General features: G+C 56.4%; 19 protein-coding genes and 2 pseudogenes. 13 read left to right on the forward strand and 8 right to left on the reverse strand.

All coding sequences use genetic code 11. The annotated features are described in order from the left end of the window. The 3 genes and pseudogenes from bioF to H7A81_RS27645 all read left to right on the forward strand — a co-directional run. Positions 1-1,072 (forward strand): 8-amino-7-oxononanoate synthase (bioF, locus tag H7A81_RS11040; RefSeq protein WP_182057501.1); only part of this gene is annotated, 1,072 nt, incomplete at its 5' end. After that, positions 1,056-1,811 (forward strand): malonyl-ACP O-methyltransferase BioC, encoded by a 756-nt coding sequence (bioC, locus tag H7A81_RS11045; RefSeq protein ID WP_182057502.1) that lies wholly within the window; start codon positions 1,056-1,058, stop codon positions 1,809-1,811. The genes bioF and bioC, both read left to right, overlap by 17 nt. Continuing rightward, positions 1,808-1,897: pseudogene (locus H7A81_RS27645) on the forward strand (dethiobiotin synthase); the annotation flags it as partial. The gene bioC and the pseudogene H7A81_RS27645, both read left to right, overlap by 4 nt. On the opposite strand, the pseudogene H7A81_RS11050 reads toward H7A81_RS27645, so the two are convergent. Beyond that, positions 1,879-2,061, reverse strand: a pseudogene (locus H7A81_RS11050) (8-amino-7-oxononanoate synthase); the annotation flags it as partial. The pseudogenes H7A81_RS27645 and H7A81_RS11050 sit on opposite strands and share 19 nt — an antisense overlap. Then, positions 2,061-3,092: a biotin synthase BioB gene (bioB, locus tag H7A81_RS11055; protein ID WP_182057503.1), complete on the reverse strand. Its 1,032-nt coding sequence runs from the start codon at positions 3,090-3,092 to the stop codon at positions 2,061-2,063. The gene bioB and the pseudogene H7A81_RS11050, both read right to left, overlap by 1 nt. Before the next feature lie 87 nt (positions 3,093-3,179). Between bioB and bioA the strand changes: the two genes are divergently transcribed. Together bioA and H7A81_RS11065 are read left to right on the forward strand one after the other, a co-directional pair. Then, on the forward strand, positions 3,180-4,472 hold the full coding sequence (gene bioA / locus H7A81_RS11060; protein ID WP_182057504.1) for an adenosylmethionine--8-amino-7-oxononanoate transaminase: 1,293 nt from the start codon (positions 3,180-3,182) through the stop codon (positions 4,470-4,472). Between the two features lie 70 nt (positions 4,473-4,542). After that, a complete protein-coding gene (locus tag H7A81_RS11065; protein WP_034821147.1) occupies positions 4,543-5,019 on the forward strand; it encodes a kinase inhibitor in 477 nt (158 codons plus the stop codon). 34 nt (positions 5,020-5,053) lie between these two features. Here the strand turns inward: H7A81_RS11065 and pgl are convergent, their stop codons facing one another. After that, positions 5,054-6,049 carry a 6-phosphogluconolactonase gene (pgl, locus tag H7A81_RS11070; protein ID WP_182057505.1) on the reverse strand — a complete coding sequence of 332 codons (996 nt, stop codon included), beginning with the start codon at positions 6,047-6,049 and terminating at the stop codon, positions 5,054-5,056. Positions 6,050-6,198: 149 nt separating this feature from the next. Here pgl and H7A81_RS11075 point away from each other — a divergent pair, with 149 nt between their 5' ends. Further along, positions 6,199-7,017 carry a pyridoxal phosphatase gene (locus H7A81_RS11075; RefSeq protein ID WP_097117395.1) on the forward strand — a complete coding sequence of 273 codons (819 nt, stop codon included), beginning with the start codon at positions 6,199-6,201 and terminating at the stop codon, positions 7,015-7,017. A gap of 154 nt (positions 7,018-7,171) precedes the next feature. On the opposite strand, the gene modC is transcribed toward H7A81_RS11075, so the two are convergent. The 4 genes from modC to H7A81_RS11095 all read right to left on the reverse strand — a co-directional run bounded on the left by modC (position 7,172) and on the right by H7A81_RS11095 (position 9,980). Further along, positions 7,172-8,230: a molybdenum ABC transporter ATP-binding protein ModC gene (modC, locus tag H7A81_RS11080; protein WP_182057506.1), complete on the reverse strand. Its 1,059-nt coding sequence runs from the start codon at positions 8,228-8,230 to the stop codon at positions 7,172-7,174. Then, a complete protein-coding gene (modB, locus tag H7A81_RS11085) occupies positions 8,230-8,922 on the reverse strand; it encodes a molybdate ABC transporter permease subunit (protein ID WP_182057507.1) in 693 nt (230 codons plus the stop codon). The genes modC and modB overlap by 1 nt, the downstream gene beginning before the upstream one ends. Next, positions 8,919-9,692, reverse strand: a complete 774-nt coding sequence (modA, locus tag H7A81_RS11090) for a molybdate ABC transporter substrate-binding protein (RefSeq protein WP_182057508.1) — start codon at positions 9,690-9,692, stop codon at positions 8,919-8,921. The genes modB and modA overlap by 4 nt, the downstream gene beginning before the upstream one ends. Positions 9,693-9,821: 129 nt before the next feature. Then, entirely contained in the window at positions 9,822-9,980 is a 159-nt protein-coding gene (locus H7A81_RS11095) for an AcrZ family multidrug efflux pump-associated protein (protein ID WP_013508338.1), read from the reverse strand. A 117-nt stretch (positions 9,981-10,097) separates the two neighbouring features. Here H7A81_RS11095 and modE point away from each other — a divergent pair, with 117 nt between their 5' ends. From modE to gpmA, 6 genes are all read left to right on the forward strand, one after another. After that, positions 10,098-10,880, forward strand: coding sequence for a molybdenum-dependent transcriptional regulator (gene modE / locus H7A81_RS11100; RefSeq protein ID WP_166933067.1), 783 nt, complete (start codon positions 10,098-10,100; stop codon positions 10,878-10,880). A 76-nt stretch (positions 10,881-10,956) separates the two neighbouring features. After that, positions 10,957-12,429 carry a molybdate ABC transporter ATP-binding protein ModF gene (modF, locus tag H7A81_RS11105; protein WP_182057509.1) on the forward strand — a complete coding sequence of 491 codons (1,473 nt, stop codon included), beginning with the start codon at positions 10,957-10,959 and terminating at the stop codon, positions 12,427-12,429. A gap of 304 nt (positions 12,430-12,733) precedes the next feature. Then, a complete protein-coding gene (galT, locus tag H7A81_RS11110; protein ID WP_182057510.1) occupies positions 12,734-13,777 on the forward strand; it encodes a galactose-1-phosphate uridylyltransferase in 1,044 nt (347 codons plus the stop codon). Then, complete coding sequence (galK, locus tag H7A81_RS11115) at positions 13,778-14,926, forward strand: galactokinase (protein WP_182057511.1); 1,149 nt, start codon at positions 13,778-13,780, stop codon at positions 14,924-14,926. Further along, a complete protein-coding gene (galM, locus tag H7A81_RS11120; protein ID WP_182057512.1) occupies positions 14,920-15,954 on the forward strand; it encodes a galactose-1-epimerase in 1,035 nt (344 codons plus the stop codon). Before galK ends, galM begins: the two co-directional genes overlap by 7 nt. A 152-nt stretch (positions 15,955-16,106) precedes the next feature. Then, positions 16,107-16,859, forward strand: a complete 753-nt coding sequence (gene gpmA, locus H7A81_RS11125; RefSeq protein WP_034821185.1) for a 2,3-diphosphoglycerate-dependent phosphoglycerate mutase — start codon at positions 16,107-16,109, stop codon at positions 16,857-16,859. A gap of 63 nt (positions 16,860-16,922) precedes the next feature. Here the strand turns inward: gpmA and aroG are convergent, their stop codons facing one another. Next, a complete protein-coding gene (aroG, locus tag H7A81_RS11130) occupies positions 16,923-17,975 on the reverse strand; it encodes a 3-deoxy-7-phosphoheptulonate synthase AroG (RefSeq protein ID WP_034821187.1) in 1,053 nt (350 codons plus the stop codon). Positions 17,976-18,269: 294 nt separating this feature from the next. Here aroG and H7A81_RS11135 point away from each other — a divergent pair, with 294 nt between their 5' ends. Beyond that, positions 18,270-18,629 carry a YbgS-like family protein gene (locus H7A81_RS11135; RefSeq protein WP_160867853.1) on the forward strand — a complete coding sequence of 120 codons (360 nt, stop codon included), beginning with the start codon at positions 18,270-18,272 and terminating at the stop codon, positions 18,627-18,629. The last annotated feature ends 22 nt before the right edge of the window (positions 18,630-18,651 follow it).

Consider the following 18,651-nt stretch of genomic DNA (forward strand, 5'->3'; position numbering starts at 1 on the left):
ACACAACAGCGTGCGCGAGATAACCCTGGAGGGGCGTTCATACCGTCACTTCTCCAGCAATGATTATCTCGGGCTGAGCCAGCATCCAGCGGTGATTGCGGCCTGGCAACAGGGCGCAGCAGAGGCGGGTGCGGGAGCAGGCGCATCGGGTCATGTGACGGGCTATAGCCGTCATCATGCGCAGTTAGAAGAGCAACTGGCTGACTGGCTGGGTTACAAGCGTGCGCTGCTGTTTATCTCTGGCTTTGCCGCCAACCAGGCGGTGATCCACCTGCTGGCTGAAAAGCAGGATCGCATTCTTGCTGATAAGCTGGCGCATGCTTCATTACTGGATGCTGCCAGCCACAGTCCCGCCACATTACGCCGTTTTGCGCACAACCAGCCGGAGAGTCTGGCAAAACTGCTGGCTAGCCCGTCGGAAGGCGGTACGCTGGTGGTGACCGAAGGCGTATTCAGCATGGATGGTGACAGCGCACCGCTCGCCGCTCTTGCTGAAGAGACGCGCCGCGCCAACGGCTGGCTGCTGGTGGATGATGCGCACGGTATTGGCGTGCACGGTGAGCAGGGGCGCGGCAGTTGCTGGCAGCAGGGCGTGAAGCCGGAATTGCTGATTGTCACTTTTGGCAAGGGCTTCGGCGTCAGCGGTGCAGCACTGCTGTGTGACGATGCCACGGCGGATTACGTCGAGCAGTTTTCACGCCATCTGATCTACTCCACCGCGATGCCACCGGCACAGTGTTGTGCGCTGCTGGCGGCGCTGCACCAGATCCAGCAGGGCGATGAACTGCGTGAGCGGCTGAATAGTCATATTGCGCGATTCCGGGCGGGTGCCGCTGATTTGCCCTGGCAACTGATGCCATCAGCCAGTGCTATTCAGCCGTTGATCGTCGGGGAAAACAGCGCGGCGCTGGCGTTGTCACAACGACTGGCACAAGCGGGATGCTGGGTTAGCGCCATTCGTCCTCCGACGGTGCCACCGGGCACGGCTCGGCTGCGCATTACGCTCACTGCTGCCCATCATAACGACGATATTGATCGTCTGCTGGAGGCGCTGTATGACGCTGCAGGTTAACAAGCAGGCGGTCGCCAAAGCGTTTGGCCGTGCCGCACAGCATTATGAGCAGCATGCCGAGCTGCAACGACAAAGCGGCGATGCGCTACTGGCGCTGGCACCCGCGGGGTTCGGGCCGCATCTGCTGGATGCGGGCTGTGGCACCGGTTGGTACAGCCGCTACTGGCGCGATCGTGGACGCGAACTGACGGCGCTGGATCTCTCCAGCGCGATGCTGGACGCCGCGCGAGAGCAGTGCTCGGCGCAGCACTATCTGCAAGGCGATATCGATCATCTGCCGCTGCCGGATGCGTGCGTCGATGGCGTGTGGAGCAATCTGGCGGTGCAGTGGAGCAGCGATCTGCGCCTGGCGTTGCAGCAGTTTTTACGCGTCACACGGCCGGGTGGCAGCGCGCTGTTCTCAACCTTGCTCGATGGCTCCCTGCATGAAGTGCATGAAGCCTGGGCTCGGTTAGATGGCCGTCAGCACGCCAATCGTTTTCTCAGCGCAGCGCAGTTCTCTGCCGCTCTCACAGGCTTACCGGCGCAGTGCCAGCCGCAGACTATCACGTTGCATTTCCCCAGCGCGCTGAGTGCCATGCGTTCTTTGAAAGGCATTGGTGCTACGCATCTGCACGACGGCCGTGGCGCACAGCCGCTCACACGCTCGCAGCTCACGCAACTGGAGCAGCACTGGCCGCAGGATACGCAGGGTTATCGTCTTAGTTATCACTTGATGTACGGAGTTTTGAGCAAATGACACGCTGGTTTATTACCGGAACGGATACCGAAGTGGGCAAAACGGTCGCCAGTGGCGCACTGTTGCAGGCGGCAATCACCGCTGGATGCTGGCTCAGCCCGAGATAATCATTGCTGGAGAAGTGACGGTATGAACGCCCCTCCAGGGTTATCTCGCGCACGCTGTTGTGTTCAACCCGGCGTCGCAGACGCCAGCCATCGGCATCACGTCGCGCCGCCAGCGCCTGTTCGATGCGAGATGACCAGCCCATCACACCGCCGCGTTGTAGAACTGCTCGGTATCAGCATGCACCAGCTGCTCACTGAGCTGATACTGCTGTTCGTTATCACCGGCGGTAGTGGCGGTATGTTCTGGATTCAGGCCCAGCTTGCGGAACAGAATCAGATCTTTGTCCTCTTCCGGGTTTGGCGTGGTCAGCAGTTTGCACCCGTAGAAAATCGAGTTAGCACCGGCCATAAAGCACATCGCCTGCGTCTGTTCGCTCATCTGCTCACGACCCGCGGACAGGCGGACGTGTGACGATGGCATCATGATGCGCGCCACGGCGATGGTGCGGATAAAGTCGAACGGCTCAACGTCATCGTTATCGGCCAGTGGCGTGCCTTTGACTTTCACCAGCATGTTGATCGGCACGCTTTCTGGCGGTGTCGGCAGGTTCGCCAGCTGCACCAGCAAGCCAGCACGATCTTTCACGGTTTCACCCAGGCCGACGATGCCGCCAGAGCAGACTTGGATGCCTGCGCCGCGCACTTTATCCAGCGTATCCAGGCGTTCCTGATAGCTGCGGGTGGTGATGATGCTGCCGTAGAATTCCGGCGAGGTATCGAGGTTGTGGTTGTAGAAATCCAGCCCGGCGCTGGCCAAACGCTCCGCCTGGGTGTTATCCAGCGTGCCCAGCGTCATGCAGGTTTCCATGCCCATGGCTTTAACGCCCTGCACCATCTGCTCCAGATACGGCATGTCGCGTTCGTGCGGGTTTTTCCACGCAGCGCCCATGCAGAAGCGGCTCGATCCTGCCGCTTTGGCTTTACGCGCCGATTCCAGCACCGCTTCCACTTCCATCAGCCGCTCGGACTCCAGCCCGGTTTTGTAGCGCGCACTCTGCGGGCAGTATTTACAATCTTCCGGGCAGGCACCGGTTTTGATCGACAGCAGCGTACTGACCTGCACCTGACGCGGGTCAAAATGCTGACGGTGAACTTGCTGCGCTTCGAACATCAGCTCAAGGAAAGGTTTATCGAACAGAGCCTGGGCTTGTGTCAGTGTCCAGCGGTTTGCCATTGCTTACTCCAAAAAAAGGGGTTCATCCCGACGATTAACGTGGTTATACTTGTAAACTAAATCTTTTCAAAATGGTTTACAAGATCGATGTTCACCCAAGACGACCTCAACTTTGACCGCCAGCATATCTGGCATCCTTACACGTCAATGCGCGATCCCCTGCCCTGTTATCCGGTGGTCGCGGCGCACGGTTGCCAGCTCCAGCTGGCCGATGGACGTGAACTGGTTGATGGGATGTCGTCGTGGTGGGCAGCGATTCATGGCTATAACCATCCTCGTCTCAACAAGGCGCTGACGCAGCAAATGGCGCAGATGTCACACGTGATGTTTGGTGGCATTACCCATCCGTCGGCAGTGGCATTAAGCCGTCAACTGGTCGAGATGACCCCTGAAGCGCTGGAGTGCGTGTTCCTTGCCGATTCGGGGTCGATTGCCGTCGAAGTGTCGATGAAAATGGCGTTGCAGTACTGGCTGGGGCGCGGTGAAACGCGACAAAAATTCCTGACGCTGAAACGCGGCTATCACGGCGATACCTTCGCCGCCATGTCGGTGTGCGATCCGGAAAATTCGATGCACAGCCTGTGGCGTGGCTATCTGCCCGAGCATCTGTTTGCCGCTGCGCCGCAGTGCGGTTTTGATGACGAGTGGAACGATGCGGACTTCGCTGATTTCGCCCGGTTAGCCGAGACGAACCATCGCGACATTGCCGCGGTGATCCTTGAACCGATTGTGCAAGGCGCAGGCGGTATGCGTTTCTATCACCCGCGCTACCTGCAACAGGTGCGTGAGCTGTGCGACCGCTACGGTATCCTGCTGATTGCCGATGAAATCGCCACCGGCTTTGGCCGCAGCGGCAAGCTGTTTGCCTGTGAGCACGCTGGGATTACGCCAGATATTCTTTGCCTCGGTAAAGCGCTGACCGGCGGCACCATGACGCTCTCCGCCACGTTGACCACGCGCGAAGTGGCCGACACCATCAGCCGCAGTGCGGCGGGCTGCTTTATGCATGGCCCGACCTTTATGGGCAATCCGCTGGCCTGTGCGGTGGCCGTTGAAAGCCTGACGATGATCAACGAGGGACTTTGGCCTGCGCAGGTGGCAGCAATTGAACTGCAACTGCGTCGTGAGTTGTTGCCGTTGCGTGAGCATCATGCGGTGGTGGATGCACGCGTGCTGGGCGCGATTGGTGTGATTGAAACGCGTTCACCTGTCAATATGGCGGCGCTGCAGCAGTTCTTTGTCGAACGTGGCGTGTGGATCCGTCCGTTCGGCAAGCTGATCTATCTGATGCCACCTTATCTGATTTCTGCCGCAGAGCTGGCGCAGTTAACACAGGCAGTGCGCGCGGCGTTGGACGTTGAGGCACATTTCCTGGCCTAAGCGAACTGGAAGTGGCGCGCATTTTCCACCATGATGGAGAGCACACTGCACAACGGAAAAAGGAGAAGTCATGCGCGTAGTTAGCCAGGATTTTAAAGACGGCGATAAAATGCCCGAACGTCACGTTTTCAATGGGATGGGACGTCAGGGTGACAATTTGTCACCCCATCTGGCGTGGGATGAAGTGCCTGCTGGGACAAAGAGTTTTGTGGTGACCTGCTTCGATCCTGATGCCCCCACCGGTTCAGGCTGGTGGCACTGGGTCGTGGCAAATATTCCGGCTGACGTCACCGAGTTGCCGCAAGGCTCTGGTTCTGGCGTGGTCGAACTGCCTCAAGGTGCAATTCAAACCCGTACCGATTTCGGACAAACCGGCTACGGTGGTGCAGCACCACCGCAGGGTGATCCGCATCGCTATATCTTTACGGTGCACGCGATGGACACCGATAAGATTGATGTCGACGCCGGCGCTAGCGGCGCCATGGTCGGCTTTAATGTGCATTTCCATGCACTGGCAAGCGCGTCGATCACAGTTCTGTATTCTTAAAATGAGAACGGCGCCGAATGGCGCCGTTTTATCATCAATCCAGGGTGTGAATCACCACCCACATCGGACCTTGTCCTACCGCGTAGCGCGCCAGCGGTTGCAACAGACCGCGATCGGCAATCTTGTAAACTTCGATATGGTGCGACTTCTGACCTGCCGCCACCAGATACTGACCGCTGTTATCGATATTGAAGCCGCGCGGCTGAGTTTCGGTTGGCTGATAACCTTCAATCGCCAGCACGGAGCCATCTTCGCTGATGCTAAATGCAGTAAGGGTGCTGCTGGTGCGATCACAGGCATAGAGGAAACGACCGTCTGGCGTGATATGGATATCGGCCGCCCAGCGCGTATCGCTGAAATCTTTCGGCATCATATCCAGACTCTGCACACGCTCAACCTGACCGTGCACGTTGCTCAATGCCCAGACATCCACGGTGCTATCAAGTTCATTCACCACATAGCCGTACGCGCCATTTGGATGGAATGCCATATGGCGTGGACCCGCGCCTTCAACGGTAGTGACCTGCGCTTGCTCGCGCGGTGCCAGAGTGCCATCCGCATTGAGCTGGAACAGGCAGATACGATCCTGCTTCAGTGCTGGCACAAACAGCGTTTGGTTGCTGAGATCGATATTGGCTGAATGGCAGCCATCCATGCCGCCAATCACCTGGCTTGGGGCTTGCGGCAAACCATCGCTGTCGATCGGGCTGATGCTGACGCATGCATCATTGTAAGAACCGCAGAACAGGAATTTACCCTGGCGATCGGTCGAAATATGCGTTGGGCTGCCCGGCAGTGGCGCTTCACCCGCCAGACTCAGGGAACCATCGGCCGCAATGCGGTACGTTAACACGCGAAAATTCGGACGAACGCCGACATAGAGGAAATCTTTCTTCGGGCTCACCACCATCGGCTGCACCTGACCGGCCACGTCCGTGACCTGCAATAACGTCAGTGCGCCATCTTCCTGCAACTGCCACGCATGGATCTGCTGGCTCTCGGGACTGGCGGTATACACGACTTGTTTCATGCGTTTTTCCTTATTCGCTGCCTGATGAAAGGGATAACTGTAGCGCGTTTCATTTTGCCGCGCTGGATTCATTTGTGCCCTGTTTTTTGTCTCAGGGCCGCTGCCGGGTGTAGACTCAATGCTTTGCTAACTCCCGGACGGAAAGTGTAATGAGCTACCGCGTAATCGCCCTTGACCTTGACGGCACCCTGCTGACCCCTACTAAAACCATTTTGCCTGAATCGATCGAAGCTTTAGCCCGCGCACAACAGGCGGGGGTCAAAGTGCTGATTGTGACCGGTCGCCACCACTGCGCCATTCATCCTTTTTATCAGGCGCTGCAGTTGGATACACCCGCAATCTGCTGTAACGGCACCTACTTGTACGATTATCAGGCGAAAAAGGTATTGGCTTCCGATCCGCTGGAAAAAAGCCAGGCGAGCCGCGTGATTGAGATGCTCGATCAGGAGAACATTCACGGCCTGCTGTATGTCGATGATGCCATGCTGTATCAGGAGCCGACGGGCCATGTGACCCGCACCCTGAACTGGGCACAATCCCTGCCGGAAGCGCAGCGTCCTCTGTTCCTGCAGGTGCCAAGCCTGGCGCAGGCGGCGCTGGATGCGCAATCCATCTGGAAGTTCGCTCTTTCCCACCCTGACACCCGTGCATTGCAGCAGTTTGCTGAACGCACTGAAGCCGAACTCGGCCTGGCGTGTGAATGGTCGTGGCACGATCAGGTGGATATCGCTCAGGCGGGCAACAGCAAAGGCAAGCGTCTGGCACAGTGGGTAGAGAGCCAGGGCTTCAGCATGCAGGATGTGCTGGCGTTCGGCGATAACTACAACGATCTCAGTATGCTGGAGCAGGTCGGTTTAGGCGTGGCGATGGGCAATGCTGATGAGGCGATTAAAGCGCGCAGCAAAAAGGTGATTGGCACCAATCTGGAGCCAGGTATTGCCGAAGTGATTTATCAGGAAGTCCTGTAAGCACAGGATGTTCGCGGTGCGCACCACGGCGCACCTTGCGAATGCTTAAGGTGCGGCCGCTGCTGCACCTGATTGTTAATAATGAGGGTCACACCGGGTGCTTTCATTCGCACATCGCACACATTTTGTCTGATCGCCCTTGATGACCCTAAGGTCAAGCCGTGATCGCCACGCTCTTAATTTGCGCATACAGCCATTGATCGGGCCGGATCCCCAACTCGTCGCGCGCCCACGGCGAAATTCGCGCCCACAGTTCGCTAATGCCAATGCGCAACTTCACTTCCACCTGATCGTCAATCTCCAATAACTCGACCACCTGAGCTGGCAAAATATTGCGCACCGAGGTGTTTTGTGGCGGCTGTAAGGCCAGTGACACATCACCGGACGCGATACGAATGCGTAGTGCGGTTTTCAGCGGCTGGTTGACGCGGCTTACCCAGATATGTTGATCGCCCAATGACAGTGCCGTCATCGGGTAATCGGGATGCTGTTCCAGAACCTGCACTCTGAGCACGCTACTGCGATCGGCAATCGGCAGCCACGGACGCATCGCAGCACTGCTCCATACCTTCTCCAGCGAACCAAAGGCTTTCACTTTGCCGCTGTCGAGCACCAGCACGTTGTCGGCCAGTTGCAGAATTTCATCCAGGCTATGTGAGACGTAGAGAATCGGAATATCGATCTGTTTCGCCAGCTTTTGCAGATACGGCATCAGTTCGCGTTTGCGTGGCAGATCCAGTGACGCCAGCGGCTCATCCATCAATAAGATGTCGGGCGCGGTAAGCAGTGCACGGCCAATCGCCACGCGCTGTTTCTCGCCGCCTGACAACGAGGCCGGAAAACGGCTCAGCAGAGGCTCAAGGCCCAGTAATGCCACCAGCGCGTAAAACTGCGGCTTCATGGCCGCAGCCATGCCATATTGCAAATTGCCGCGCACCCGATAGTGCGGAAACAGCCGAGCGTCCTGGAACACATAGCCAACGCGGCGTTTTTCCGGCGGCAGATTGACCTGCGTCGCCGAATCGAATAGCAGACGATCGTTTAGCTGAATCTGGCCGCTTTGCGGCTGCGTCAAACCGCCAATCGCGTTAATTAGCGAGGTTTTTCCCGCGCCGGACACACCGAAGATCACCGTAATGCCGCTGCCGGGGATCTGCACGTTGACGTCCAGCTGGTGATCGCCCAGCAGCTGGGAAATATTGAGATTAAGCATCAGGCTGCCCCTAACCGCTTGCGGCCCCAGCGTGCCAGCAGCTCGGAAGCCACTAGCGATAACAGCGCCAGCGCAATCGCCACCACACACAAGCGGGCGGCGGTGCCTTCTGCACCGGGGGTTTCAATCAGGGTGAACATCGCCGAAGGAATGGTGCGCGTTTCGCCGGGAATATTGGAAACGAAGGTGATGGTGGCGCCAAACTCACCCAGTGAACGGGCGAAAGCGAGAACGGTACCGACAATGATGCCCGGTAGCGTAAGCGGCAAGGTGATAGTGAAGAACACGCGCCAGCGACCGGCACCGAGCGTGCGTGCTGCCTGTTCCAGTTTGGTATCCACCGCTTCCAGCGCCAGACGAATCGCCCGCACCATCAAAGGAAACGCCATCACTGCTGAAGCCAACACCGCGCCCTGCCAGCTAAAGGCAAAGGTGAAACCGAACCAGTCGTAAAGCCACTCGCCGATAAATCCGCGTCGGCCCAATGCAATCAGCAACAGATAACCCACCACCACGGGCGGTAAGACCAGCGGTAAATGGATCACGCTATCGAGCAGGGTTTTGCCTGGAAACCGGCAACGCGCCAGAATCCAGGCCATCATGATGCCAAACGGCAAGCTAAACAGCACCGCTACGCTGGAGACTTTTAAGCTGAGAAAAACGGCCTGCCATTCGGGATCACTGAGTATCATTTCTTCGGCGCAAATCCATACTGTTTAAACACAGCAGCGGCGTCCGGCCCCTGCAAATATTTGTAGAAGGCTTCAACCGTTGCGTTCTGATGATCTTTTACCACCGCCATCGGATATTCCACTGGCTTGTGGCTATCGTCCGGGAAGCGTCCTACCACCTGCACTTTGTCACTGGCAACCGCATCAGAACCGTACACGATGCCATACGGTGATTCATTGCGTTCAACCAGCGCCAATGCGGCACGGACGTTGTTAGCCGGTGCAAGCTGCGGCGACACCGTATCCCACGCGCCCAGCTTTTGCAGGGCTTCTTTGGCATAAATCCCTGCCGGGACATGATCCGGATCGCCCACCGCCAGACGCTCGCCTTTCAGCAAACTTTTCCAGTCAGTTTTTGCATTGATAGTCACCGCTTTTGCGCTGTCGCTTTTCGGTGCCACCAACACTAAATCATTGCCCAGCAAGGTGTAGCGGGTGTTCTCCACCACACTCTTTTTATCCACTGCGTAGTCCATCCACTGCTGGTCAGCAGAGATAAACAGATCGGCCGGTGCCCCCTGTTCGATCTGGCGCGCCAGCGTCGAGGATGAGGCGAAGGACGATACCACTTCAACGCCGCTTTTTTTCTGATATTGCGTGGCAATATCCTGCATCGCATTGGTTAACGATGCCGCAGCAAACACGGTGATCTTCTCTGCCGCCACGGCGTGACCGGCCATGGAAACAGTCAGTACGGTAACAGCAGCCCAGCTGTAATTGATTTTCAGCATTTTTTACTCCTTGTTACGTTATATATTCGATAATACAACGCAGGGACAAATGCTGTCATGAACTTAATATCGGCAGAATTGAGGGGAAGTTAAAGAAAAAACGCCCGCTGAATGCGGGCGCTTATAAAATCAGTGTTGCGAGCTGTTGGCAGGACGATCGTCGCGGCGGCCAAATTTGGAGATGACGTTGAACACTTCACCCAGGCCGTAAATCAGACCGAGCATAATGGCCATCACAATTGGCACCATGATGACAGCCACAGCCAGGCTTTTAAGCAGTTCCAGCATGGAAACCTCACGCAGAAAATAAAAAAGTGATTGTAACGGTTAGGGAAAAAAACGCACTGCCCTTTTCGTGCTTTTACTTTTGGCCTTACACTTGTCGTACTCACTTAAGGAGCTGACATGCAGGCAGAACTTTCTCTTCACATTCGTCTTCAGCAGAAGCTGTTTGCCGACCCTCGTCGCATCGAACTGCTGAAACGCGTGCAGGAAACCGGCTCCATCAGCCAGGGCGCTAAGTTAGCGGGTATCAGCTACAAAAGTGCCTGGGACGCCATCAACGACATGAATCAGATGGCTGATCAAACCTTAGTCGACCGCGCCACCGGAGGCAAAGGCGGCGGCGGCGCGCAGCTGACGCGCTATGGCGAGCGTCTGATTCAGCTGTTTCACCTGATGGAGCAGATCCAGCAGAAAGCCTTTGATGCGCTGCAAAACGACAGCCTGCCGCTCGACAGTTTACTGGCGGCGATTGCGCGTTTCTCCCTGCAAACCAGTGCGCGCAATCAGCTATTTGGCACGGTGATGGCGCGCGATCACCATCAGGTGCAGCAGCACATTGAGGTTCAACTGGCCGATGGCGTCACGCGTTTGCAGGTGGCAATCACCGAACGCAGTGCCGAACGTTTGCAACTCGACAGCGGCAAAGAGGTGCTGGTGCTGATCAAAGCGCCGTGGATTCAGGTGAGCCGGGATGCGGTAAACAGCGATAATCAATTGCAGGTAACGATCAGCGCCATTGAGCCGGGTGAACAGGTCAGCGAAGTGTTGATGACACTGCCAAGCGGTGAAACCCTGTGCGCGACGGTGAATAACGCGCAGGTTCAACAGCAGAATCTGCAGCCTGGCGACAGCGTGACCGCCAGTTTTAATGCCGAACACGCCATCATCGCCACACTGCTCTGAAATCCAGGCCATGATTTGACTTCGTCTGCGTCGCTCGCTACAACTGAGTAACACGATGCATAAAACGGAATGAATCATGGCTTCATTGCAAATTTCGCAAGGCATATTTCACCTTAGCGATACCCGAGCACTGTCCCTCAACGATCTGACTCTCAACAGCGGCGAAAGCTGGGCCTTTGTCGGCGCCAACGGCAGCGGTAAATCCTCCCTGGCGCGCGCACTTTCTGGTGAACTCTCGCCGGGTAAAGGCGCGGTTACCCAGGACTTTCAGCGTCGCACGCGCCTCTCGCTGGAGCAGCTGCAAAAGCTGGTGGCGCAGGAGTGGGAACGCAACAACACCGATCTGCTGAGTGAAGGCGAAGACGATACCGGGCGCACCGCCGCACAGATCATTCAGGATGAAGTGAAAGATGAGTCGCGCTGCCAGGCGCTGGCACAGCAGTTTGGTATCACTTATCTGCTCGATCGCCGCTTCAAATACCTCTCCACCGGCGAAACGCGTAAAACTTTGCTGTGTCAGGCGCTGATGGCGCAGCCCGATTTATTGATTCTTGATGAGCCTTTCGATGGGTTAGATGTTGCCTCACGCGCCAGCCTGGCGGAGACGCTGAGCGATCTGCACCAGCATGGCTTTACCGTGGTGCTGGTGCTCAACCGCTTTGACGATATTCCTGACTTTGTGCAACAGGTCGGTGTGCTGGCCGAGTGCACCCTGACCCACGTGGGCGAACGCCAGGCGATACTGGCAGAAGCACTGGTGGCGCAACTGGCACACAGTGAGAAACTCGACGGCATGGCGTTGCCAGAAGCGGATGCACCGGATCAGTTACCACAACTGGCGGAAGATGCGCCGCGTGTTGTTCTGCGTAATGGTGTGGTGTCGTATAACGATAAAGCGGTGATCGATGGGCTGAGCTGGCAGGTAAATCCCGCCGAGCACTGGCAAATTGTGGGGCCCAACGGCGCGGGTAAATCCACTCTGTTGAGTCTGGTGACCGGCGATCATCCGCAAGGCTACAGCAACGACTTAACCCTGTTTGGTATCCGTCGCGGCAGCGGTGAAACCATTTGGGACATCAAACAGCACATTGGTTACGTCAGCAGCAGCTTGCATCTCGATTATCGTGTCAGCTGCAACGTGCGCACCGTGGTGCTCTCGGGCTTTTTCGATTCGATTGGTTTGTATCAGCCCGCTTCGGATCGGCAGAAAGCGCTGGCGCGCCAGTGGCTGGCCTTACTGGGCATGGACAATCATCTGGCCGATGCGCCGTTCCACGGTTTGTCATGGGGCCAGCAGCGCCTGGTGCTGATTGCGCGTGCGCTGGTCAAACATCCTACCCTGCTCATTCTGGATGAGCCGCTGCAGGGGCTCGATCCAATTAACCGCCAGCTGGTGCGCCGCTTTGTTGATGTGCTGATTGGTGAAGGACGAACGCAGTTGCTGTTTGTCTCACACCACGCTGAAGATGCGCCGCAGTGTATTACTCATCGCCTGAGCTTTGTGAAGCAGGATGAAGGATACGGATTCCAGCAGGATGATTTGCGCTAACCTCGTCGTCATCAACCCCGCCCCTGCATCGTAGGGGCATATTTATGCTTCAATCCGGTCTTCTGCTAAACCCTTTTACATTGTCGCGTGCGCATTGATATGCACCTCATTGAATAGCCGATGTAACCGCTACCATTTACCCGCCTGGTATTTCAGCAAACTCACCGCATAACCCCACAAAATGAGAATCGTCACCTTGTGTAAACGATACCATTTATCCAGACTGGATCACGCTTTGGGGCCCGCCTTTGTGCTACCTTGATCGCAGTGATTTTGATCCGTTTGCCGTTTACCAGGACTCGTTATGGAAAAATTTAATCCGGTTGATCATCCGCATCGCCGTTATAACCCATTGATCGATCAGTGGGTGTTGGTCTCACCGCACCGTGCCAAGCGTCCGTGGCAGGGTGCGCAGGAAACGCCTGCGCTGGAACAACTGCCTGCGCATGATCCTGATTGCTTCCTGTGTGCCGGCAACACCCGCATCACCGGGGATAAAAACCCCGATTATAAAACCACCTATGTTTTCACCAACGACTTTGCCGCGCTGATGACCGATACACCCGATGCGCCGCAAAGCGACGATCTGCTGATGCGCTGTGAGAGCGCACGCGGCACCAGCCGGGTTATTTGCTTCTCACCTGACCACAGTAAAACGCTGCCGGAACTGCCGCTCAGTGGACTGGAAGATATTGTGCGCACCTGGCAAGAGCAGACCGCCGATCTCGGTCAGCACTATCCATGGGTGCAGGTGTTTGAGAACAAAGGCGCAGCGATGGGCTGCTCAAATCCCCATCCGCACGGCCAGATCTGGGCTAACAGTTTTCTGCCCAATGAAGCGCAAAAAGAAGATGATAATCAGCGCCGCTACTTTGACGAAAAAGGTTCGCCGATGCTGGTGGATTACGCCGCACGCGAGCTGAAAGACGGTAGTCGTACCGTGGTGGAGACCGAACACTGGCTGGCCGTGGTGCCGTGGTGGGCGGCGTGGCCATTTGAAACCCTGCTGCTGCCAAAAGCCCATATCAAACGCATGACCGATCTCACCCCGGCGCAGCGTAGCGATCTGGCGCTGGCGCTTAAGCAGCTCACCAGCCGCTACGACAACCTTTTCCAGTGCTCCTTCCCCTACTCGATGGGCTGGCACGGCGCGCCGTTTAACGGCGAAGCCAACGATCACTGGCAGCTGCATGCCCACTTCTATCCACCGCTGCTGCGTTCAGCCACGGTGCGCAAATTTATGGTTGGCTATGAAATGCTGGCCGAAACCCAACGTGATTTAACGGCGGAACAGGCAGCAGAACGTCTGCGTTCTGTCAGCGATATCCATTTCCGCGAGGCGCAATAAATGTCATTAAAATCCATTACTCAACAGGTTTTCGCTGACACCTTTGGCTATCAACCGACGCACAGCATTCAGGCGCCGGGCCGCGTGAATCTGATTGGTGAGCACACCGATTACAATGACGGCTTCGTGCTGCCGTGCGCCATTGATTACCAGACGGTGATTGCCTGCGCCAAACGTGACGACCGCCAGGTGCGCGTGGTCGCGGTTGATTATGACAATCAGCAGGACAGCTTCTCACTGGATGCGCCGATTGAAGCGTTAAAAGAGCCGATGTGGGCCAACTACGTACGCGGCGTGGTGAAACACCTGCAGCAGCGTGATGCGAGTTTCGGCGGCGCGGATCTGGTGATCAGCGGCAACGTGCCACAGGGGGCGGGCCTGAGTTCATCGGCGTCACTGGAAGTGGCGGTCGGCACCGTGTTCCAGCAGCTCTATCAGCTGAAGCTGGACGGTGCTGCGATTGCGGTTAACGGTCAGGAAGCGGAAAACCAGTTCGTTGGTTGCAACTGCGGCATTATGGACCAGCTGATTTCTGCGCTGGGTCAGCCCGATCACGCCATGCTGCTGGACTGCCGCACACTCGGCACACGCGCCGTCTCGATGCCGGAAGATGTCGCGGTGGTGATCATCAACTCCAACTTCCGCCGCAGCCTGGTGGGCAGCGAGTACAACACCCGCCGTGAGCAGTGCGAAACCGGTGCACGCTTCTTCAACAAACCGGCGCTGCGCGATGTCACGCTGGAAGAGTTTGAGGCATCGGAATCGCAGCTGGATGCGCTGGTGGCAAAACGTGTACGCCACGTTATCACCGAGAATGCGCGTACGCTTGAAGCCGCAGATGCCCTGAGCAACGGCGACCTGAAGCGCATGGGTGAACTGATGGCTGAATCACACGCCTCAATGCGTGATGATTTCGAAATCACCGTACCGCCTATCGACCAGCTGGTTGAGATCGTTAAGGCTGAAATCGGTCCGCGTGGCGGCGTGCGCATGACCGGCGGCGGTTTTGGCGGCTGCATCGTGGCACTGATGCCAACCGATCTGGTGGATCAGGTGAAAGCCGCGGTTGCCGAAAAATACGAAGCGCAGACCGGCATCAAAGAAACCTTCTACGTGTGCAAAGCGTCAGCAGGAGCGGGCCAATGGTAAGCGACGTCAACTCTCATGCGCCAGACGGGCAACCGTGGCGCATCACCGTGCTGCGCAATCAGCATGGCATGGTGGTGACTTTTATGGATTGGGGCGCGACCTGGCTCTCCGCGCGCGTACCGATGCAGGATGGCAGCGTGCGCGAAGCGCTGCTCGGCTGCGCCACACCATCGGACTATCTGCATCAGGATGCTTATCTCGGTGCCACGGTTGGCCGTTACGCTAACCGCATCGCTTCGGCTGAGCTTAAGCCGCTAAATCTGCTGCTGGCCGCTAATCAGGGTGCGCATCAACTGCACGGCGGACCGGAAGGCTTCGATAAGCGCCGCTGGCAAATTGTCAGCCAGAGCGAGACCGAAGTGCACTATCGTATCGATTCACCCGATGGCGATCAGGGTTTCCCTGGCAACCTGATTGCCGAAGTGATTTACCATCTTGACGATGATAACTGCTTGTCGATCAGCTATGACGCGCAGACCGACAAGCCCTGCCCGGTGAACCTCACCAACCATGCTTACTTCAATCTTGACGCGCATCATGGCGATGCACGCCAGCATCGCTTACAACTGCACGCGGATCGTTATTTACCGGTCGATAGCGAAGGCATCCCTAACGCGCCACTGAAAGCCGTGGCCGGCACCAGCTTCGATTTCAATCATCCGAAGTGTGTGATGGATGACTTCCTCGCCGATGACGATCAAAAAGCGGTGAAAGGCTATGACCACGCGTTTCTGCTCAGCACCGCTGGCGACAGCACTCAGCCCGCCGCCGAACTGTGGTCGGCCGATGGCAAGCTGGCGCTGACCGTGTTTACCGCCGCACCGGCGCTGCAGTTCTACTCCGGCAACTATCTGGATGGAACACGCGCCCGTGAACAGGGCAGCTATACTGCTTTCCAGGGCATCGCGTTGGAGAGTGAATTTTTACCGGATTCGCCCAACCATACCGAGTGGCCGCAGCCTGATTGCTGGCTGCAACCCGGCGATCGCTGGCAGTCTGTGACGCGTTATCGCTTCACACCGCAGTAAGCCAGCGGATGAAAAACGCGCACTGCGTTAGCGACAGGCTTACGCCGTGCGTTGTTTTCCGCTATGGTATGGCGCTATCAGTGTGCCGCTTTTCAGGTGGCCGCAGCCGGTTTCTATAATCATCGAAACATCAAGCATTAAGGAGTTAAGCTATGGCCGTAACTAAGCTGGTTCTGGTGCGACACGGCGAAAGCCAGTGGAACCAGGAAAACCGCTTCACCGGATGGTATGACGTGGATCTGTCAGACAAAGGTCGCACCGAAGCCAAAGCAGCCGGTCAGCTGCTGAAGAAAGAAGGTTTCGTGTTTGATTTCGCTTATACCTCCGTGCTGAAACGCGCCATCCACACCCTGTGGAACGTGCTGGATGAGCTGGATCAGGCGTGGCTGCCGGTTGAGAAAACCTGGCGTCTGAACGAGCGTCACTACGGTGCGCTGCAGGGTCTGGATAAAGCTGAAACCGCCGCCAAATACGGCGACGATCAGGTAAAACAGTGGCGTCGTGGCTTTGCCATCACTCCACCAGAACTGGATCGTGCGGATGAGCGTTTCCCGGGCCACGACCCACGTTACGCATCACTGACCGACGCACAGCTGCCAACCACCGAGAGCCTGGCACTGACCATCGAACGTGTTATTCCTTACTGGAATGAAAGCATTCTGCCGCGCATTAAAAGCGGTGAGAAAGTGATCATTGCAGCACACGGTAACTCACTGCGTGCGTTGGTAAAATACCTCGATAACCTGAGCGAAGATGAAATCCTCGAACTGAACATCCCAACTGGCGTGCCGTTGGTGTATGAGTTCGATGAGAACTTCAAACCGCTGAAGCGTTACTACCTGGGTGATGCCGACGAGATTGCTGCGAAAGCTGCAGCCGTGGCTAACCAGGGTAAAGCCAAGTAATTCCCGGCTTATAAACAAAAAGGCCAGACACGAGTCTGGCCTTTTTTATTGCGCGCTAAGCGATTAGCCACGGCGTTGTTTGATCGCCTGCGCCAGTTGACGCAAGGCTTTCTCGGTGTCTTCCCAGCCGATGCAGGCATCGGTGACGCTCTGGCCGTAAACCAGCTCTTTACCGCTGTCGAGGCTCTGGTTCCCTTCCACCAGATGGCTCTCGATCATCACGCCAGTAATCGCCTGCTCACCGCCCGCGATCTGCTGCGCCACATCATCAGCGACCACCATCTGACGCTGGAACTGCTTGCTGCTGTTGGCATGGCTAAAGTCGATCATCACCTGCGGACGCAAGCCCGCTTTCTCCAGACCGGTTTTCACTGCTGCCACGTGTTCTGCGCTGTAGTTCGGCTCTTTGCCGCCGCGCAGAATGATATGGCAATCTTCGTTACCGCTGGTTTCGACAATCGCCGAATGACCGAATTTGGTGACGGAGAGGAAGCAATGCGGCGCGCTGGCGGCACCAATCGCGTCGATGGCCACTTTGATGGTGCCATCGGTGCCGTTTTTGAAGCCGACCGGGCAAGATAAACCGGAAGAGAGTTCACGATGCACCTGGGATTCGGTGGTACGCGCACCAATCGCGCCCCAGCTCATCAAATCCGCCATGTACTGCGGGGTGATCATATCCAGGAATTCACCTGCCGCTGGCAGACCGATGTCGTTGATGTCCACCAGCAGCTTACGCGCCAGACGCAGGCCATCGTTGATCTGGAAGCTGCCATCCATAAACGGATCGTTTATCAGCCCTTTCCAGCCCACCGTGGTACGCGGTTTTTCGAAATAGACACGCATGACCACTTCCAGCTCGCCTTTCAACTCGTCACGCAGCGTCAGCAGACGGCTCGCATACTCTTTAGCGGCTTCGGTATCGTGGATTGAGCAAGGACCGATCACCACCAGCAGACGATCGTCCTGACCGTGCAGAATGCGGTGAATCGCCTGACGTGCCTGAGCAACGGTTTCAGCGGCTTTATCGGTAGCGGGGAATTTTTCGAGCAAAGCAACAGGCGGTAATAATTCTTTGATTTCTCTGATGCGTAAATCGTCGTTCTGATAATCCATACATAATTCCATTCAAATTTCTGGCCCCGCGTTCGCCGGGCGCAACCCGTTAAATGTATCCCTTCAGGCTGCGAGTGTAAATTCCACGCTCGCGTAAATGCTTCTGTGAAATTTGCATTTATACGCCCATGAACTAAGCTTTTTAAACGTAAGCACTGAGGAATGAGGTTCTTACGCTATTTAATTTTTAAGCGAAGCGTTAACGATGGAATTATATTCCGTCACGGTACGTTATTTTCGTCACTCAACACCCGTGGTGTTTGACGGCAACTCTCCATCGATTAAAGGAGCATAATGATGAATAAGTTTGCAATTATCTTTCTGACGGCAGCGATGACCCTGGGTAGCGGCGCGGCAATGGCTGCGGACAGTAACAACGGTGACGCGAATGCCTCAGCAGAAGCTGGCGCGGCGGCAGGCGGCGCGAAACAGAATCTGCCACCCAATAATGTGGACAATAGCAAAATTAATAACGGCAGCATGAACACCAACAGCGCAGCGACATCTGGCACCAGCACTGGCAATATGTCAGCTGAGCAAATGCACAAAAATTCTATGTGCAAAGACGGTAAATGTCCGGATATGAATAAAAAGGTCGATACCAAAAAAGGTGGCGGCCATGTGAAACACAAAACGGACGGCACGACCCAATAACGAGTTATCCGATCACATAACA

The sequence above is a fragment of the Pantoea sp. ME81 genome (assembly GCF_903970985.1).
Classification (GTDB): Bacteria; Pseudomonadota; Gammaproteobacteria; order Enterobacterales; family Enterobacteriaceae; genus Pantoea; species Pantoea communis.

Bases quoted from the DNA above. Each gene is read 5' to 3' on its own strand.
- pgl (WP_182057505.1), bottom strand. From the start codon at position 6,049: ATGAAACAAGTCGTGTATACCGCCAGTCCCGAGAGCCAGCAGATCCAT.
- H7A81_RS11135 (WP_160867853.1), top strand. From the start codon at position 18,270: ATGATGAATAAGTTTGCAATTATCTTTCTGACGGCAGCGATGACCCTG.
- gpmA (WP_034821185.1), top strand. From the start codon at position 16,107: ATGGCCGTAACTAAGCTGGTTCTGGTGCGACACGGCGAAAGCCAGTGG.
- galT (WP_182057510.1), top strand. From the start codon at position 12,734: ATGGAAAAATTTAATCCGGTTGATCATCCGCATCGCCGTTATAACCCA.
- galK (WP_182057511.1), top strand. From the start codon at position 13,778: ATGTCATTAAAATCCATTACTCAACAGGTTTTCGCTGACACCTTTGGC.
- modC (WP_182057506.1), bottom strand. From the start codon at position 8,230: ATGCTTAATCTCAATATTTCCCAGCTGCTGGGCGATCACCAGCTGGAC.
- H7A81_RS11095 (WP_013508338.1), bottom strand. From the start codon at position 9,980: ATGCTGGAACTGCTTAAAAGCCTGGCTGTGGCTGTCATCATGGTGCCA.
- bioB (WP_182057503.1), bottom strand. From the start codon at position 3,092: ATGGCAAACCGCTGGACACTGACACAAGCCCAGGCTCTGTTCGATAAA.
- bioA (WP_182057504.1), top strand. From the start codon at position 3,180: ATGTTCACCCAAGACGACCTCAACTTTGACCGCCAGCATATCTGGCAT.
- modB (WP_182057507.1), bottom strand. From the start codon at position 8,922: ATGATACTCAGTGATCCCGAATGGCAGGCCGTTTTTCTCAGCTTAAAA.
- modA (WP_182057508.1), bottom strand. From the start codon at position 9,692: ATGCTGAAAATCAATTACAGCTGGGCTGCTGTTACCGTACTGACTGTT.
- H7A81_RS11065 (WP_034821147.1), top strand. From the start codon at position 4,543: ATGCGCGTAGTTAGCCAGGATTTTAAAGACGGCGATAAAATGCCCGAA.
- bioC (WP_182057502.1), top strand. From the start codon at position 1,056: ATGACGCTGCAGGTTAACAAGCAGGCGGTCGCCAAAGCGTTTGGCCGT.
- aroG (WP_034821187.1), bottom strand. From the start codon at position 17,975: ATGGATTATCAGAACGACGATTTACGCATCAGAGAAATCAAAGAATTA.
- modF (WP_182057509.1), top strand. From the start codon at position 10,957: ATGGCTTCATTGCAAATTTCGCAAGGCATATTTCACCTTAGCGATACC.
- H7A81_RS11075 (WP_097117395.1), top strand. From the start codon at position 6,199: ATGAGCTACCGCGTAATCGCCCTTGACCTTGACGGCACCCTGCTGACC.
- modE (WP_166933067.1), top strand. From the start codon at position 10,098: ATGCAGGCAGAACTTTCTCTTCACATTCGTCTTCAGCAGAAGCTGTTT.
- galM (WP_182057512.1), top strand. From the start codon at position 14,920: ATGGTAAGCGACGTCAACTCTCATGCGCCAGACGGGCAACCGTGGCGC.